Genomic DNA, 15,277 nt, shown 5'->3' on the forward strand with positions numbered 1-15,277 from the left:
GTCGAAGCCTCCATGTCCTCGCCGTCCAGCCTGCTGCACTGGACCCGCCGCATGATCGAGATCCGCAAGCAGAACCCCGCCTTCGGACTCGGCTCGTACACCGAGCTGGTCTCGTCCAACCCGGCGGTACTCGCGTTCCTGCGCGAGTACGAGGACGACATCGTGGTCTGCGTGCACAACTTCTCGCGGTTCGCGCAGCCGACCGAGCTGGATCTGCGCCAGTTCACCGGGCGGCACCCGGTGGAGCTGTTCGGCGGGGTGCGCTTCCCGGCCGTCGGCGAACTGCCGTACCTGCTGACGCTGGCGGGCCACGGCTTCTACTGGTTCCGGCTGCGCCAGGACGCCGTTTAGGTGCGAGCGAGCGGGGCGGCCACCGGTTTCCGCCGCCCCGCTCGGGGCACCGTTCACTAACACCCCGACGACCCGGGGAAAGGACGTGACGCCCATGGCGGAAACGGTCACCCCCTCCAGCACGTCAGGTACCACGACCGAACTGCTCGAGTCGCTCGAACCCCTGCTGCGCGAATGGCTGCCCCGGCAGCGCTGGTTCGCCGGGAAGGGCCGCGCGGTCACCGGTTTCGACCTGGTGGCCGCCACCGAACTCCTGCCTCCTGAAGGCAGGTTGGGGCTCTACCATCTGCTCCTGCGCGTTCGCCAGCCACCTGTGCCGGGCGCTCCCGCGCAGCCCGGCGACTGCTACCAGTTGCTGATAGGCGTGCGCGAGGCGCTGCCGCCCCGGCTGGCGCCCGCGCTGATCGGCCATGTCGTGGACGGCCCGCTCGACGGGCGCACCGTCTACGACGCCCTGTACGACCCCCGGCCGGCCGAGGTGCTGCTGGAGGCTCTGCGCACCGGCGCCCGCGTCGGCGCGCTGAGCTTCGAGCGGGACCCGGCGCACGAGATCCGGGACCAGCTGGTGGCCCGGCTGATGACCGCCGAGCAGTCCAACTCCTCGGTGGTGTACGGAGATACGTTCATCCTCAAGCTGTTGCGCCGGGTCACCCCCGGCGTCAATCCCGATCTGGAGCTGCCGCTCGCACTGGCCCGTGAGGGCTGCGCGCGGGTGCCCGCGCCGGTGGCCTGGCTGCGCGCCGACCTGGACGCCGAACCGTACGTCCTCGCGGTCCTCCAGCCCTTCATGAACGGCGCGACCGACGGCTGGGATCTGGCCCTGCGCGAACTCGCCAAGGGCGAGGACTTCACCCGCGAGGCGCGTGCGCTGGGCCGGGCCACCGCCGAGGTGCACACCGCCCTCGCCCGCGCCCTGCCGACGGTCACCCTGGGACATGCCCAACTGGAGCTGATGGCGGGCGGAATGACCGAGCGGCTGGCCGCCGCGGTGCAGGCGGTGCCCGCGCTGCGGCCGTACGAGGCCGGGTTACGCTCGGCGTTCGAGGCGCTGGCCGACCTGTCCCGCGAGGGGCGGACCTGGACCGCGCAGCGGGTGCACGGTGACCTGCACCTCGGGCAGTGCCTGCGTTCGCCGGGCGACGGCTGGTCGCTGATCGACTTCGAGGGTGAGCCGTCCCGTCCGCTGGCCGAGCGGCGCATGCCGCAGCCCGCGGTGCGCGACGTCGCGGGCATGCTGCGCTCCTTCGACTACGCGGCCCACACCGCGAAGACCCCGGCGCCCGAGTGGGCCCACGCCTGCCGGGCCGCCTACTGCACCGGGTACGCCGAGGTCACCGGCCGCGACCCCCGTACCGACCCGGTGATGCTGCGCGCGTACGAGACCGACAAGGCGATCTACGAGGTCCTCTACGAGGCCCGGCACCGGCCCGAGTGGCTGGCGGTCCCGATGTCGGCGGTGCGCCGTCTCGCCACGCCCGACCTGTCTTGAGCCCGACCCGACCCCGACCGGGAGACTCGTCCGTGACGTCCAAGAAGCCAGCCGGCCCGAAGAGCAAATCCGGCAAGAAGCAGGCCAAGTCCTCGCAGGCGGCACCGGTGCAGCAGGTCCGGGCGAAACCCGGCAGGCAGGCGGACTCACCGGAGGACCTGCCCGCCGTCCCGAAGGCGCGTGGGCCCGAGGCGCCCGCGGCGCCTGCCGTGTCCGCGGCCCTGGACCCGGCCGACCGTGAGCGCCTGCTCGCGGGCACGCATCACGACCCGCACGCCGTGCTGGGCGCCCATCCGGTGCCCGGCGGGGTCGCCGTCCGGGTGTTCCGGCCGTACGCGGAGGCGGTCACCGTCGTCCTCGAGGACGTGCGGACGGAGCTGCGCGACGACGGGCAGGGATTCTTCTCCGGCCTGCTCCCGCTGACCGGCGTCCCCGCCTACCGGCTGCTGGTGTCCTACGACGGCACGGTGCACGAGACCGAGGACCCGTACCGCTTCCTGCCCACGCTCGGCGAGCTGGACCTGCATCTGCTGGGTGAGGGGAGGCACGAGGAGCTGTGGCGGGCGCTCGGGGCGCGGGTGCTCACCCGGCAGGGCGTGATGGGGACCCGGTTCGCGGTGTGGGCGCCGAACGCGCTCGGGGTGCGGGTCGCGGGCGGCTTCGGCTTCTGGGACGCGTCCGGCTTCCCGATGCGTTCACTCGGCTCGAGCGGGGTGTGGGAGCTGTTCCTGCCGGGGGTCGGGGAGGGCGAGCTGTACAAGTACGAGATCACCCGCCCGGACGGCTCACGCACCCTGCGCGCGGACCCGATGGCCCGCCGTACGGAGGTGCCGCCGGCGACCTCCTCGATCGTGGACGTCTCGCGCCACGAGTGGGGCGACGCTCAGTGGATGGCCCACCGCGCGGACCGCCCGGTGCACGCGGCACCCTTCTCGGTGTACGAGGTGCACCTGCCGTCCTGGCGTCCCGGACTGACGTACCGGCAGCTCGCCGAGCAGCTTCCCGCCTACGTGGGCGATCTGGGCTTCACCCACGTCGAGCTGATGCCGGTGGCCGAGCATCCCTTCGGGGGCTCCTGGGGTTACCAGGTCACCGGGTTCTACGCCCCGACGGCCAGGCTCGGCACGCCCGACGACTTCAAGTACCTGGTGGACAAGCTGCATCAGGCGGGCATCGGGGTGCTGATGGACTGGGTGCCCGCCCACTTCCCGCGCGACGAGTGGGCGCTGGCCGAGTTCGACGGGCGCCCGCTGTACGAGCACGGTGATCCACTGCGGGCGGCCCATCCGGACTGGGGCACGCTGGAGTTCGACTTCGGCCGGCGCGAGGTGCGCAACTTCCTGGTCGCCAACGCGGTGTACTGGTGCGAGGAGTTCCACATCGACGGGCTGCGTGTGGACGCGGTCGCCTCGATGCTCTACCTCGACTACTCGCGCGAGGCGGGCCAGTGGACGCCGAACGAGTTCGGCGGCCGGGAGAACCTGGACGCGGTCGCCTTCCTGCAGGAGATGAACGCCACCGTCTACCGGCGCTGCCCCGGTGTGGTCACCATCGCCGAGGAGTCCACCGCCTGGGACGGCGTCACCCGGCCGACCCACCACAAGGGCCCGAGCGGCTTCGGCGGGCTGGGGTTCGGGCTGAAGTGGAACATGGGCTGGATGCACGACTCGCTGGCGTACATGAGCCACGAGCCGGTGCACCGCAAGTACCACCACCACGAGATGACCTTCTCGATGGTGTACGCGTACAGCGAGAACTACGTGCTGCCCATCTCGCACGACGAGGTCGTGCACGGCAAGCGGTCGCTGGTCTCCAAGATGCCGGGCGACTGGTGGCAGCAGCGGGCCGGACTGAGGGCCTACCTGGCCTTCATGTGGGCCCACCCGGGCAAGCAGCTCCTCTTCATGGGGCAGGAGTTCGCGCAGGGCGCCGAGTGGTCCGAGGCGCACGGCCCGGACTGGTGGCTGCTGGACCCGGCCTACGGCGCCGAGGCCGAGCACCGGGGCGTACGGGAGCTGGTCCGTGACCTGAACACCGCCTACCGGGCGACCCCGGCCCTGTGGGAGCGGGACACCGATCCGGCGGGGTTCGAGTGGATCGTGGGGGACGCGGCGGAGGACAACGTCTTCGCCTTCCTGCGCCGCGACGCCGAGGGCGGCCCGCTGCTGTGCGTCGCCAACCTCTCCCCGCTGGTCCGCCACGACTACCGCCTCGGCGTCCCCGATGACGTCCCCGCCTGGCACGAGACCCTCAACACCGACCTCGCCCGCTACGGCGGCGGGGACGTCGCGTGCCAGGGCACGGTCAAGCCGGAGCCCCAGCCCTGGCACGGCCGCACGGCCAGCATCCGCCTGACCCTGCCGCCGCTGGCCACGGTGTGGCTGCGGCCGGCCTGAGACCCCGACCGTCCGGGGGCCTGGACGGCGGCGGCCCCCGGACGGACCACGGTCATCCCTCGAGCGCCGCCGGGACCTCACCCGTGTGCAGCACACCGAGGCGCTGGGTGGCGCGGGTGAGGGCCACGTAGAGGTCGCTGGTGCCGTGGGCGGCGGGGTCGACGACCAGCACCGAGTCGAACTCCAGGCCCTTGGACTGGCGGGCGTCGAGCAGGACCACGTTCCGGGTCAGGTCGGGCTCGCCGCCCGCCGTGACACCGTCCAGTCCGGCGGCGAGCGTCTCGTGCAGGGCGCGCGGGGCGATGACCGCGAGCCGCCCCTCGGCGGGGGTCAGCTCGGCCACCGCCCGCGCGAGGGCGCCGGGCAGGTCGCCGGAGGCGTCGCGCACCCAGGGCCGTACGCCGGTGGAGCGGACCGAGCTGGGCGGCTCGAAGTCCGGGTGCTCGGCGCGGACCACGGCGGCGGCCAGATCCATGATCTCCGACGGGGTGCGGTAGTTGACCCCGAGCCGGGTGTGCTCCCAGCGGTCCTCGACGTACGGCCGGAGGATCTCCGACCAGGAGCCGACCCCGGACGCCTCGGCGGTCTGCACCGGGTCCCCGACCAGGGTCATGGAGCGGGTCGGGCTGCGCCGCATCAGCAGGCGCCACGCCATCGGGGACAGCTCCTGCGCCTCGTCCACGATGATGTGCCCGAACGCCCAGGTCCGGTCGGCGGCGGCGCGCTCGGCGGCGCTGCGGTGGTCGTCCTCCTCCTGCCGCTCCGCGAACCGCTCGGCGTCGATGATGTCGTGCGCCGAGAGCACCTCGGAGGACTCCGGGTCGTCCTCCTCCTTGTCGTCGAACTCGTAGGTGCGGGACGCGTACGACACGTCCAGCACGCCCTGCGCGTACGCGATCTGCGTCTCCCGCTCCCGGTCGGCGCGGGCGCGGGAGAGCCTGTCGTCCTCGCCGAGGAGTTCGGCGGCCTCGTCCAGCAGAGGCACGTCCGCGACGGTCCAGGCGTGGGTGACCCGGCGGCGCACCGCGTCGGCGTCCTCGGGCGAGAGGTGGCCGTCGGGCTCGGCGAGGAAGTCCGCGACCAGCCGGCGCGGGGTGATCCGGGGCCACAACTGGTCGATGGCGGACCAGACTTCGGGATTCTCCGCGAGTTCGTCGCGGATCTGGGTGATGTCGGAGGGGTCGAGCAGGCTGCTGCCGTCGTAGGGGTCGGTTCCCACGCGCTCGGCGTAGAGGTCGGTGAGGGTGTTGAGGATGTGGCCCTCGAAGTGCTCGCGGGCCGTGTTGTGCGGCAGCTTGGCCGCGCGGGTGCGGTCGCGGGCGGTGGCGACCAGGCCCTCGTCCAGCATCAGCACCTCGCGGTCGTGCTCGACGGCGATCACCGGGTCCGGCAGGGCCTGCCGCTCGGCCACCACGGCGGCGAGCACGTCGGCCATCTCCGCGCGGCCCTTCACCACGGCCGCCTCGGGGGTGTCGGTGGCGGTGGCCTTCACGCCGGGGAACAGCTCCCCGACCGTGGCCAGCAGGACGCCGGTCTCGCCGAGCGAGGGCAGCACCTCGCCGATGTAGCCGAGGAAGGCCGGGTTGGGGCCGACGATGAGCACCGCACGGCGGGCGAGCAGGTCGCGGTGCTCGTAGAGCAGATAGGCGGCGCGGTGCAGGGCGACCGCGGTCTTGCCGGTGCCGGGGCCGCCCTCGACCACCATCACGCCCCGGTGCGGGGCCCGGATGATGTCGTCCTGCTCGGCCTGGATGGTCTGCACGATGTCGTTCATGCGGCCGGTGCGGGCGGTGTTCAGCGCGGCGAGGAGGACGGCGTCGCCGGTGGGGTCCTCGTGGCCGGTGCGGGTGTCGTCGCCGAGGTCGAGGATCTCGTCGTGCAGCGCGGTGACGGTACGGCCCTCGCTGGTGATGTGCCGGCGGCGGCGCAGACCCATCGGGGTGTGGCCGGTGGCCACGTAGAAGGGGCGGGCGACGTCGGCACGCCAGTCGATCAGGACGGGCGTGCGCTCGGCGTCCTCGCGGCGCAGCCCGATACGGCCGATGTGGTGGGTGGTGCCGTCGGCGAGGTCGATCCGGCCGAAGCAGAGCGAGCCGTCGACGGAGTTCAGCGCGGCGAGCAGCCCGGAGCGCTCGGCGACCAGGATGTCCCGCTCCAGGCGGGCCTGCTGGGGCTTGTCGCCCTGCGCGAGGGCGTCCTGGACGCCGGTCTCCGCGTCGCCGCGCAGCTCGTCCACGCGCTCGTAGAGTCCGTCGATGAATTCCTGCTCGGACCGCAATTCATCGTCCGGAAATTCGGTGTTTGACAATTCCACTCCCGCCCGCATATACTGTGCTCATCAGGTCCTGCACGAATTCTTCGAAAAGAAGTCGTGAACAGCCCAATATACCTAAAGAAATCCCCCGGACGCCAATGCCCGGGGGATTTCTTTGCTCGCGGCACCCCTTGTTCAGAGCAGGTCGGCCAGCTCCTCCAGCAGCCTGCGCTCGGGCCGGGCGCCGACCATGGAGCGCACCGGCTCACCGCCCCGGAACACCAGGAGGGTCGGGGTGGAGAGCACCTGGTAGGCGATGGTGGTGCCGGGATTGCGGTCCACGTCGAGCTGGACCACCTTCAGCCGGTCGCCCTCCGCGAGGGCGATGTCCTTCAGCACCGGCGCGAGCTGCCGGCAGGGCCCGCACCAGTCCGCGGTGAACTGCACCAGCACCGGCAGATCGGAGCCGAGCACCTCCGCCTCGAAATCTGCGTCCGTGACCTCGTCGAGACCGCTGATGACACTCAAGTCTTTCGCCCTCCCAGTTCGCACACGGGTTCCGGACCCCCCGGAACCAGCGCATCGGCGGCCAGCCCGGCCCGCGCCTCCTCGGCCCGCCGCAGCTCTCCCGCGACCGTCTCCCGCACCGCCACCAGCTCCCCGATGAGCCCGTCCAGCTCATCCAGCTTCCGCCGGTACACCGCCTGCGACGCCGGACACGCGTCCCCCTCCGCGTGCCCGGCCCGCAGACACTCCACGAAGGGGCGCGTCTCCTCCAGCCCGAACCCGAAGTCCCGCAGGGTGCGGATCTGCTTCAGCAGTGCGAGGTCCCGCTCGTCGTAGTCGCGGTACCCCCTGGCATCCCGCCGGGCGGACAGCAGCCCCCGTGTCTCGTAGTACCGCAGCGCCCGCACGGTCGTCCCGGCACGCTCGGCCAGCTCACCGATTCGCATGGCTGCGACGGTAGGGGGTGACGTGGGCGTCAGGGCAAGGCGGTCAGGCGGGGGAACCGGCCCTGAGGTGGCCGGAGAGCACCTGGAGCGATGTCCAGGCCGCCGCGTCGGTTCCGTCGCCCAGGGGGTGGTGGAGGGCCGGGCGCTGGGCGCACATGCGAACGTGCCGCTCCGTCAAGCCCTGGAGCGGCACGTCAGCCGAAGTCGCCGAAGTCAGCGGGTGATCGCCTCGGCCGGGGTCTTCTCCGGAATTTCGTCCGCCTCCTCGGAGGCCTCCGCCGCAGGCGAAGCCTCCCGCCCCGGCAGCAGCACCGCCACCACGACCGTCCCGATCCCCAGGATCACCGCACCGATCAGGCTCGTATGGGCCACCGCGTCCGAGAAGGACGACCCCACGGCGTCGGCCATCCGGTGGGCGCCGGTCGCCAAGGACGACGCCTGCTGCTTGAGCTGGGCCGCCTGCTGCGGGTCCCCGGCCCCCGCCGCCTTCGCGGCCAGCGACTGGGCCTTCTCGCCGATGGCCTGGGCCACCGCGTAGCCCGCGCCCACCGAGTCCTGCGCCGTGGCGAGGGCGTCGGCCGGGAGGCCGGACCCCTTGGTCGCCGACGTCAGGTGGTCGTCGTAGGACGTGGCCAGCAGGGAGCCCAGGATCGCGATGCCGAGCGAGCCGCCCAGTTCCAGCGACGTGTCGTTCACCGCGCCGCCCACGCCAAGCTCGGACTCCGGGAAGGCGCCCATGATCGCGTCGGTGCAGGGGGACAGGGCGAGGCCGATGGCGAGGCCCAGCACCACGAGGGAGGGGACGAAGTCCCCGTACGTCGACCCCGCGTCCACCCCCGTCAGCAGCGCGAGCGCCACCGTGCCGGCCACCATGCCCGCGCCCACCGTCCAGCGCATGCCGACGCGCGGGGTGAGGTAGCCGGTGAGGGCCGAGCCGACGAACACCGCGCCGGCCAGCGGGAGCATCCGGACGCCGGTCTCCAGGGCGTCGTAGCCGAGGACGAACTGGAGGTGCTGGGTGAGGTAGTAGAACGCGCCGAAGACGGCCAGGAAGAAGAGGGCGACCGCGAGGTTGGAGCCCGCGAAGCGGCGGTCGGCGAAGCGGCGTACGTCCAGCACCGGGCGCGGGTGGCGCAGTTCCCACAGGACGAAGGCGATCAGGCCGACGCCCGCGACGACCGCCGCCGCCACCGCCTTGACGCCCCACCCGAAGTGCGGCCCCTCGATGATCATGTACACCAGCGCGGCGATCCAGAGGACCGAGAGCAGGCCGCCGACGTAGTCGATGCGGTCGTGGTGGCCCGCCTTGGACGGCGGTACGAGGACCAGCGCGCCGACGATCGCCAGGGCGGCCACCGGCACGTTGATCAGGAACGTCGAGGCCCAGCCGTGGTTCCGCAGCAGCGCGCCCGCCACGACCGGGCCGGCCGCGATGGCGAGGCCCGCGGTGGCGGTCCACAGGGTGATCGCCTTGACCCGCTCGGCGCGCGGGAAGGTCGCCGCGAGCAGCGAGAGCGTCGCGGGCATGATCAGCGCCGCACCGACGCCCATGACCGCGCGGGCCGCGATGACCGTGGCGGACGAGTCCGCGAGGTTGCCGAACACCGCGCCGCCGCCGAAGACGACGAGGCCGAGGATCAGCGCCCCGCGGCGGCTGTACTTGTCGCCGATCGCGCCGAGCAGCAGCATGAGCGCGGCGTACGGGACGGTGTACCCGTCGATGACCCACTGGAGGTCCGCGCTGGACAGCCCCAGGTCGCGGGTCATGTCGGGGGCGGCGACCGTGAGGGCGGTGTTGGCCATCACGATGATCAGCAGGCTGAGGCAGAGCACGAGCAGCGCCCACCAGCGCCGGGCGTACGGGCGCTCCATCCTCTCGACCGGTTCGTTCATGACGAGTCGCATGACAGCGGCTGACCTTCCTCGGCAACAGGCACAATTGGTACTTGCACAGTGGCGTGCAATTGCACAACCATGTGCAATGTACGACCTTGCACAGTGCCGTGCAAGTCGAGAAGGTGTGCACAATGACTGCCATGACCACGGGTAACGCCAGCCGCGCCGACACCAACAGGCGCCGCATCCTCGATGTCGCCCTCGCCGAGCTGCTGCGCGACCCGGACGCCTCGATGGACCAGATCGCGCGCGCCGCCGGTGTCGTACGGCGCACGGTGTACGGGCACTTTCCGAGCCGGGAGGCGCTGATCGGCACGCTCGTCGACGAGGCGGTGCAGGTGCTGACCGACGCGGACCTGTGCGCCCGGGACGACGGGACCGGGCCGGCGGACGCGGTGGCCCGGTCCGTGCTCGCGGTGTGGGAGATCGCCGACCGCTACCGTCTGCTGATTGCACTGGCCCAGCGCACGGTGACCGTGCAGGGCATCCGCGACCGTCTCGCCCCCTTGCGGGAGCAGAAGACGCGGGTGCTCCAACGCGGCCTGGACGAAGGGGTGTTCACCTCACCGCTGCCCGCCTCCGCGCTGGCCTTCGTGCACGAGCAGCTCCTCTTCGCGGTCATGGAGGCGGTGAACGAGGGGCTGCTCCCGCCCGAGGAGGCGGGACACGCGGCGGCGGTCACGGCGCTGACGGCGGCGGGCGTACCGAGCGGGACGGCGGCGGAGCTGGTGGCCCGAGCGAGCGGCACGGCATGAAAGACCGGCCGCCCGGCCCCGGTTCAGGCGGGGTCGGGCGGCCGGCGTCAGAAGTCCCTCAGGCGGGGCCCCGGAGGGCACCTCGGCCGGGGTTCTTCGTTCGGATCAGGCCGCGAGCCCGGCATGATCCGAACTGGGGGCCCTGGAGGCTCTTCACGCCTTGGCGAGTTCCTTCCCGTCCTCCTCGGGCGAGGCCGGGGACGAAGCCGGCTCGCCCTCGCGCCCCTCGTCCAGCAAGGTCGTCTCGTCGAAGGGCAGTTCACCCGCGAGCACGCGCCGCACCCGCTCCGGGTCGATCTCCTTCGTCCACGTACCGATCAGCACCGTGGCGACGGAGTTGCCAGCGAAGTTGGTCAGTGCCCGCGCCTCGCTCATGAACCGGTCGATGCCGACCACCAGGCCGATCCCGTCCACCAGAGCCGGCTTGTGCGACTGGAGACCGCCCGCGAGCGTGGCCAGGCCGGCGCCGCTGACACCCGCCGCGCCCTTCGACGCCAGCAGCAGGAACAGCAGCAGCGGGATCTGCTCGCCGAGGGACATCGGGGTGCCGAGCGCGTCCGCGATGTAGAGGGACGCCATGGTCATGTAGATCATGGTGCCGTCGAGGTTGAAGGAGTACCCGGTCGGCACGGTGATGCCGACGACCGCCTTGCTGATGCCGAGGTGCTCCATCTTGGCGATGAGCCGCGGCAGCGCGGACTCCGAGGACGAGGTCGACAGGATCAGCAGGAACTCGCGGGCGAGGTACTTCAGCAGCAGGAGGATGTTCAGCCCGGAGACGATCCGCAGCAGTGCGCCGAGGACCACGAAGACGAACAGCACGCAGGTGACGTAGAAGCCGAACATCAGCACGGCGAGGCTCTTGAGCGCGTCCAGGCCGGACGAGCCGACGACGGCCGCGATGGCGCCGAACGCGCCGATGGGCGCGGCCCACATGACCATGGCCAGGATGCGGAAGACCAGCCGCTGGACGTGCTCGATGCCGCGCAGTACGGGCTGGCCGGCCGGGCCCAGCGCCTGGAGCGCGAAGCCTGCCAGCAGGGCGACCAGCAGGGTCTGGAGGACCTGGCCCTCGGTGAAGGCGGACACGAAGGTGACCGGGATGATCGACAGCACGAAGTCCACCGGGGGCAGCGCCTCCGCGGAGACCTGCGCGTGGCCGCTCTGGCGGAGCGCGGCGGTCAGGTGCAGGCCCTCGCCGGGGTGCAGCACGTTGCCGACGACCAGGCCGATGGCGAGCGCCACCAGGGACATCACGGTGAAGTAGCCGAGCGCGATGCCGCCGACCGCGCCGACCTTCGCGGCCTTCCGTACGGAGCCGATCCCGAGCACGATCGTGCAGAAGATGACCGGCGAGATCATCATCTTGATCAGGTTCACGAACCCGGTGCCGAGCGGCTTCAGCTCGACCCCGGCGTCGGGCCAGATCAGGCCGACGGCGATGCCGAGCGCGACCGCCACGATGACGGCGATGTACAGGTAATGGGTACGGTCCCGCTTCACGGCGGGGGCGGCTGGTGCCGTACCGGGGGTGCTGGCGGCCACGACTGCTCTCCTTGACGTCTTCGTCGGCATGACCGGAGTGCGGCTCACGTCCGGGCTTTGCAGGGGATCGCGGAGACTATCTCCCGCCGTGTGAGCGCGGTCACCCTTCCGTTCATTTAGTTCACGCCCGAACGGACAGGCACACTGCTGACATGCGTGCCCCCGCCCTCCCCCGACCCCGCAGCCTGGCGGGCCAGCTCTTCGCCATGCAGGCGGTGCTGGTCGCGGTGGTGGTGGCCGGGTACGCGCTGTTCACCTATGTCAGCGACCAGCGCCAGGCACGGGACGCCGCGGAACGCCAGGTCACGGCGGTGGCCCGGTCCATCGCGGACGCGCCCTCGGTGCGGGCGGCGATCGCCGCGCCGGACCCCTCCGCCCAGCTGGAGCCGTACGCGCTGCGGGTGATGCGGGACGCCGACGTCGACTTCGTCACGATCATGGACCCGCGGGGCATCCGCTGGACCCACCCGACGCGGGACGAGATAGGCCGGCGCTTCCTCGGCCGGACCGGGCCCGCCCTGCGGGGGCACACCTTCACCGAGACGTACACCGGCACGCTGGGCCCGTCCGTGCGCGCGGTGACGCCGGTGACGGACGGGGGCCGGGTGGTCGGGCTGGTCAGCGCCGGGATCAAGGTGGAGGCGATCAGCGCGCGGGTCCAGGACCAGGTGACGGCGCTGCTCGGGGTGGCGGGGGCGGCGCTGCTGCTCGGGGCGGTGGGCACGTACGTGATCAACGCGCGGCTGCGGCGGCACACCCACGGGATGAACGCGGCCGAGCTGAGCCGGATGCACGACTACCACCAGGCCGCACTGCACGCGGTGCGCGAGGGGCTGCTGATGCTGGACGGGCGGTACCGCGTGGCGCTGATCAACGACGGAGGACGCGAGCTGCTCGGGGTCGGCGGCGAGGTCGTCGGCCTCCCGGTCGCCGAGCTGGGGCTGCCGGGGCCGCTCACCGGGGCGCTGCTGTCCTCGGAGCCCCGGGTGGACGAGGTGCATCCGACCGCGTCGCGCGTGCTGGTGGTCAACACCTCGCCGGTGTCCGGCGGGGAGCACCGGGGTACGGTCGTCACGCTCCGGGACGTGACCGAACTCCAGTCGCTCACGGGTGAGCTGGACTCCGAACGCGGATTCAGCCAGGCGTTGCGCTCGCAGGCGCACGAGGCGGCGAACCGGCTGCACACCGTGGTCTCGCTGATCGAGCTGGGGCGGGCGGAGGATGCGGTGGAGTTCGCCACGGCGGAGCTGGAGCTGGCCCAGACGCTCACCGATCAGGTGGTCGCGGCGGTGGGCGAACCGGTACTGGCCGCGCTGCTGCTGGGCAAGACGGCGCAGGCGCACGAGCGGGGCGTGGAGCTGGTCGTCTCGCCCGAGAGCCGGATCGACGACGGCGTACTGCCGCCCGGCCTCGCGGTGCGCGACCTCGTCACCATCCTGGGGAACCTGATCGACAACGCGGTGGACGCGGCGCAGGGCAGCGCGGGGGCGCGGGTCACGGTGACGGCGTACGCGGCCGGGGAGGCGCTGCTGCTGCGGGTGGCGGACACCGGCCCCGGCGTGGATCCGGCCCACGCCGACCTGGTGTTCCGGCGCGGCTTCACCACCAAGCCGGCCGGGCCCGGCGGACGGGGTCTCGGCCTGGCGCTGGCCCGGCAGACGGTCACCCGCCTCACCGGCACGCTGACGGTCGCCGAGGCGGAGGGCGGGGGCGCGGTGTTCGAGGCCCGGTTGCCGCTGGGTGCGCGGGGAGGGGACGTATGACCGACGAGCGGCCACCGGTCCGTGTCCTGGTCGTCGAGGACGACCCCGTGGCGGCGGACGCCCATGTCCTCTACGTCGGCCGGGTGCCGGGCTTCGTCGCCGTCGGCCGGGCCGGGACCGGGGCCGCCGCCCGCCGCGTCCTGGACCGCACCCCGGTCGACCTTTTGCTGCTCGACCTGCACCTCCCCGACGTGCACGGCCTCCAGCTCGCCCGTTCCCTGCGCGCGGCGGGCCACCAGGCGGACGTCATAGCGGTCACCTCGGCCCGCGACCTGGCAGTGGTCCGCGAGGGCGTCTCGCTGGGCGTGGTCCAGTACGTCCTGAAGCCGTTCACCTTCGCCACCCTGCGCGACCGTCTCCTCCGTTACGCCGAGTACCACGCGGCGGCGGGCGAGGCGAGCGGCCAGGACGAGGTGGACCGCGCGCTGGCCGCCCTGCGCGCCCCGGCTCCGGCGGCCCTGCCGAAGGGGCTGAGCGCGCCCACGCTGGAACGGGTCACGGGCGTCCTGCGCGAGACCCCTGCGGGCCGCACGGCGGCGGAGGTGGCGGAGGCGGTCGGCATCTCCCGCATCACGGCCCGCCGCTACCTGGAGTACCTGGTGGACGCGGCCCGCGCGGCGAGGCGCCCGCAGTACGGCCAGGTGGGACGCCCGGAACTGCGGTACCACTGGCTGCCCGAGCGGTGAGCGTGGCGGCTGGGTGCGGCCGTCCGGATCGGGCCGACCCCCGCGAGCCCGGCACGATCCGAACGAGAGGCCCTAGAAGACCGACTCCGCCTCGTCCATGCGGGAGACGGGGACCGTCTTCAGTTCCGTGACCGCTTCGGCGAGGGGGACCATGGCGATGTCCGTGCCGCGCAGGGCGGTCATGCCGCCGAACTCACCCCGGTGGGCGGCTTCCACGGCGTGCCAGCCGAAGCGGGTGGCGAGGACGCGGTCGTAGGCCGTGGGGGTGCCGCCGCGCTGGATGTGGCCGAGGATGACCGGGCGGGCCTCCTTGCCGAGTCGGCGCTCGAGTTCGAAGGCGAGGGCCGTGCCGATGCCCTGGAAGCGCTCGTGACCGAACTGGTCGATGTCACCCTTGCCGTAGTCCATCGTGCCGTCGAGCGGGTGGGCGCCCTCGGCGACGCAGACCACGGCGAACTTCTTGCCGCGGGCGAACCGCTCCTCGACCATCTTGACCAGGTCGGCCGGGTCGAAGGGCCGCTCGGGCAGGCAGATGCCGTGCGCGCCGGCGGCCATGCCGGACTCCAGCGCGATCCAGCCCGCGTGGCGGCCCATGACCTCGACGACCATGACGCGCTGGTGCGACTCGGCCGTGGTCTTCAGGCGGTCCATCGCCTCCGTGGCCACGCCCACCGCGGTGTCGAAGCCGAAGGTCCGGTCGGTGCCGGAGATGTCGTTGTCGATGGTCTTCGGCACACCGACGACCGGCAGACCCGCGTCGGACAGCATCCGGGCCGCCGTGAGCGTGCCCTCGCCGCCGATCGGGATCAGCGCGTCGATGCCGAACTCCTCGGCCATGTCCGTCGCCCGCTCGCACGCCTCGCGCAGCCGGTCGCGCTCCAGGCGGGAGGAGCCAAGGATGGTGCCGCCGAGCGCCAGGATGCCCCCGACCGCGTCGAGGTCGAGGGTGCGGTAGTGGCTGTCCAGCAGTCCCCGGTAGCCGTCCTCGAAGCCGATGACCTCGTCGCCGTAGTGCGCCACGGCGCGGTGCACGACCGACCGGATCACGGCGTTCAGGCCGGGGCAGTCGCCGCCTGCGGTGAGAACTCCGATGCGCATCGTGCTGTGTCTCCTGCTCGCTGTGGGTACCGGTGAGCCGCTCCGATTCTTTCACGGCCGCCGAACGGCCGACGACCACCGCCCTCACCAG

The 15,277-nt window shown here is 72.4% G+C and carries 12 protein-coding genes; 6 read left to right on the plus strand and 6 right to left on the minus strand.

Going from position 1 to position 15,277, the window contains the following annotated elements:
- From ACWCV3_RS12825 to glgB, 3 genes are all read left to right on the plus strand, one after another.
- A partial coding sequence (locus tag ACWCV3_RS12825) for an alpha-glucosidase C-terminal domain-containing protein (RefSeq protein WP_451222394.1) occupies nt 1-351 on the plus strand: 351 nt, incomplete at its 5' end.
- A gap of 94 nt (nt 352-445) precedes the next feature.
- A complete protein-coding gene (locus ACWCV3_RS12830; protein ID WP_451222396.1) occupies nt 446-1,840 on the plus strand; it encodes a maltokinase N-terminal cap-like domain-containing protein in 1,395 nt (464 codons plus the stop codon).
- 158 nt (nt 1,841-1,998) lie between these two features.
- On the plus strand, nt 1,999-4,236 hold the full coding sequence (glgB, locus tag ACWCV3_RS12835; RefSeq protein ID WP_451222670.1) for a 1,4-alpha-glucan branching enzyme: 2,238 nt from the start codon (nt 1,999-2,001) through the stop codon (nt 4,234-4,236).
- Between the two features lie 52 nt (nt 4,237-4,288).
- On the opposite strand, the gene ACWCV3_RS12840 is transcribed toward glgB, so the two are convergent.
- The 4 genes from ACWCV3_RS12840 to ACWCV3_RS12855 form a co-directional block, all read right to left on the minus strand.
- On the minus strand, nt 4,289-6,562 hold the full coding sequence (locus tag ACWCV3_RS12840; RefSeq protein WP_451222398.1) for a HelD family protein: 2,274 nt from the start codon (nt 6,560-6,562) through the stop codon (nt 4,289-4,291).
- 123 nt (nt 6,563-6,685) lie between these two features.
- Nucleotides 6,686-7,018: a thioredoxin family protein gene (locus ACWCV3_RS12845; RefSeq protein WP_451222400.1), complete on the minus strand. Its 333-nt coding sequence runs from the start codon at nt 7,016-7,018 to the stop codon at nt 6,686-6,688.
- Nucleotides 7,015-7,443 carry a MerR family transcriptional regulator gene (locus ACWCV3_RS12850; RefSeq protein ID WP_451222402.1) on the minus strand — a complete coding sequence of 143 codons (429 nt, stop codon included), beginning with the start codon at nt 7,441-7,443 and terminating at the stop codon, nt 7,015-7,017. The genes ACWCV3_RS12845 and ACWCV3_RS12850 overlap by 4 nt, the downstream gene beginning before the upstream one ends.
- A gap of 213 nt (nt 7,444-7,656) precedes the next feature.
- Entirely contained in the window at nt 7,657-9,348 is a 1,692-nt protein-coding gene (locus tag ACWCV3_RS12855) for an MFS transporter (RefSeq protein WP_451222404.1), read from the minus strand.
- A 131-nt stretch (nt 9,349-9,479) separates the two neighbouring features.
- On the opposite strand from ACWCV3_RS12855, the gene ACWCV3_RS12860 reads away from it, so the two are divergent.
- The gene (locus ACWCV3_RS12860) at nt 9,480-10,094 is read left to right on the plus strand and encodes a TetR/AcrR family transcriptional regulator (RefSeq protein ID WP_451222406.1); all 615 of its coding nucleotides are present in this window, start codon (nt 9,480-9,482) and stop codon (nt 10,092-10,094) included.
- A 153-nt stretch (nt 10,095-10,247) separates the two neighbouring features.
- On the opposite strand, the gene ACWCV3_RS12865 is transcribed toward ACWCV3_RS12860, so the two are convergent.
- Nucleotides 10,248-11,669 (minus strand): cation:dicarboxylate symporter family transporter, encoded by a 1,422-nt coding sequence (locus tag ACWCV3_RS12865; RefSeq protein WP_451222408.1) that lies wholly within the window; start codon nt 11,667-11,669, stop codon nt 10,248-10,250.
- A gap of 122 nt (nt 11,670-11,791) precedes the next feature.
- Between ACWCV3_RS12865 and ACWCV3_RS12870 the strand changes: the two genes are divergently transcribed.
- Complete coding sequence (locus tag ACWCV3_RS12870; RefSeq protein ID WP_451222410.1) at nt 11,792-13,402, plus strand: sensor histidine kinase; 1,611 nt, start codon at nt 11,792-11,794, stop codon at nt 13,400-13,402.
- A complete protein-coding gene (locus ACWCV3_RS12875) occupies nt 13,399-14,088 on the plus strand; it encodes a response regulator (protein ID WP_451222412.1) in 690 nt (229 codons plus the stop codon). The genes ACWCV3_RS12870 and ACWCV3_RS12875 overlap by 4 nt, the downstream gene beginning before the upstream one ends.
- Nucleotides 14,089-14,160: 72 nt before the next feature.
- Here the strand turns inward: ACWCV3_RS12875 and ACWCV3_RS12880 are convergent, their stop codons facing one another.
- Nucleotides 14,161-15,186 (minus strand): ATP-dependent 6-phosphofructokinase, encoded by a 1,026-nt coding sequence (locus ACWCV3_RS12880; RefSeq protein ID WP_451222414.1) that lies wholly within the window; start codon nt 15,184-15,186, stop codon nt 14,161-14,163.
- Nucleotides 15,187-15,277: the final 91 nt, after the last annotated feature.

It is taken from the genome of Streptomyces sp. NPDC001781, from assembly GCF_053596035.1.

What these genes read in the sequence shown, in the direction of transcription:
- ACWCV3_RS12870 (WP_451222410.1), top strand. Translation starts at nt 11,792, where the DNA reads ATGCGTGCCCCCGCCCTCCCCCGACCCCGCAGCCTGGCGGGCCAGCTC.
- ACWCV3_RS12855 (WP_451222404.1), bottom strand. Translation starts at nt 9,348, where the DNA reads ATGCGACTCGTCATGAACGAACCGGTCGAGAGGATGGAGCGCCCGTAC.
- ACWCV3_RS12840 (WP_451222398.1), bottom strand. Translation starts at nt 6,562, where the DNA reads ATGCGGGCGGGAGTGGAATTGTCAAACACCGAATTTCCGGACGATGAA.
- ACWCV3_RS12850 (WP_451222402.1), bottom strand. Translation starts at nt 7,443, where the DNA reads ATGCGAATCGGTGAGCTGGCCGAGCGTGCCGGGACGACCGTGCGGGCG.
- ACWCV3_RS12880 (WP_451222414.1), bottom strand. Translation starts at nt 15,186, where the DNA reads ATGCGCATCGGAGTTCTCACCGCAGGCGGCGACTGCCCCGGCCTGAAC.
- ACWCV3_RS12875 (WP_451222412.1), top strand. Translation starts at nt 13,399, where the DNA reads ATGACCGACGAGCGGCCACCGGTCCGTGTCCTGGTCGTCGAGGACGAC.
- ACWCV3_RS12860 (WP_451222406.1), top strand. Translation starts at nt 9,480, where the DNA reads ATGACCACGGGTAACGCCAGCCGCGCCGACACCAACAGGCGCCGCATC.
- ACWCV3_RS12830 (WP_451222396.1), top strand. Translation starts at nt 446, where the DNA reads ATGGCGGAAACGGTCACCCCCTCCAGCACGTCAGGTACCACGACCGAA.
- ACWCV3_RS12865 (WP_451222408.1), bottom strand. Translation starts at nt 11,669, where the DNA reads ATGCCGACGAAGACGTCAAGGAGAGCAGTCGTGGCCGCCAGCACCCCC.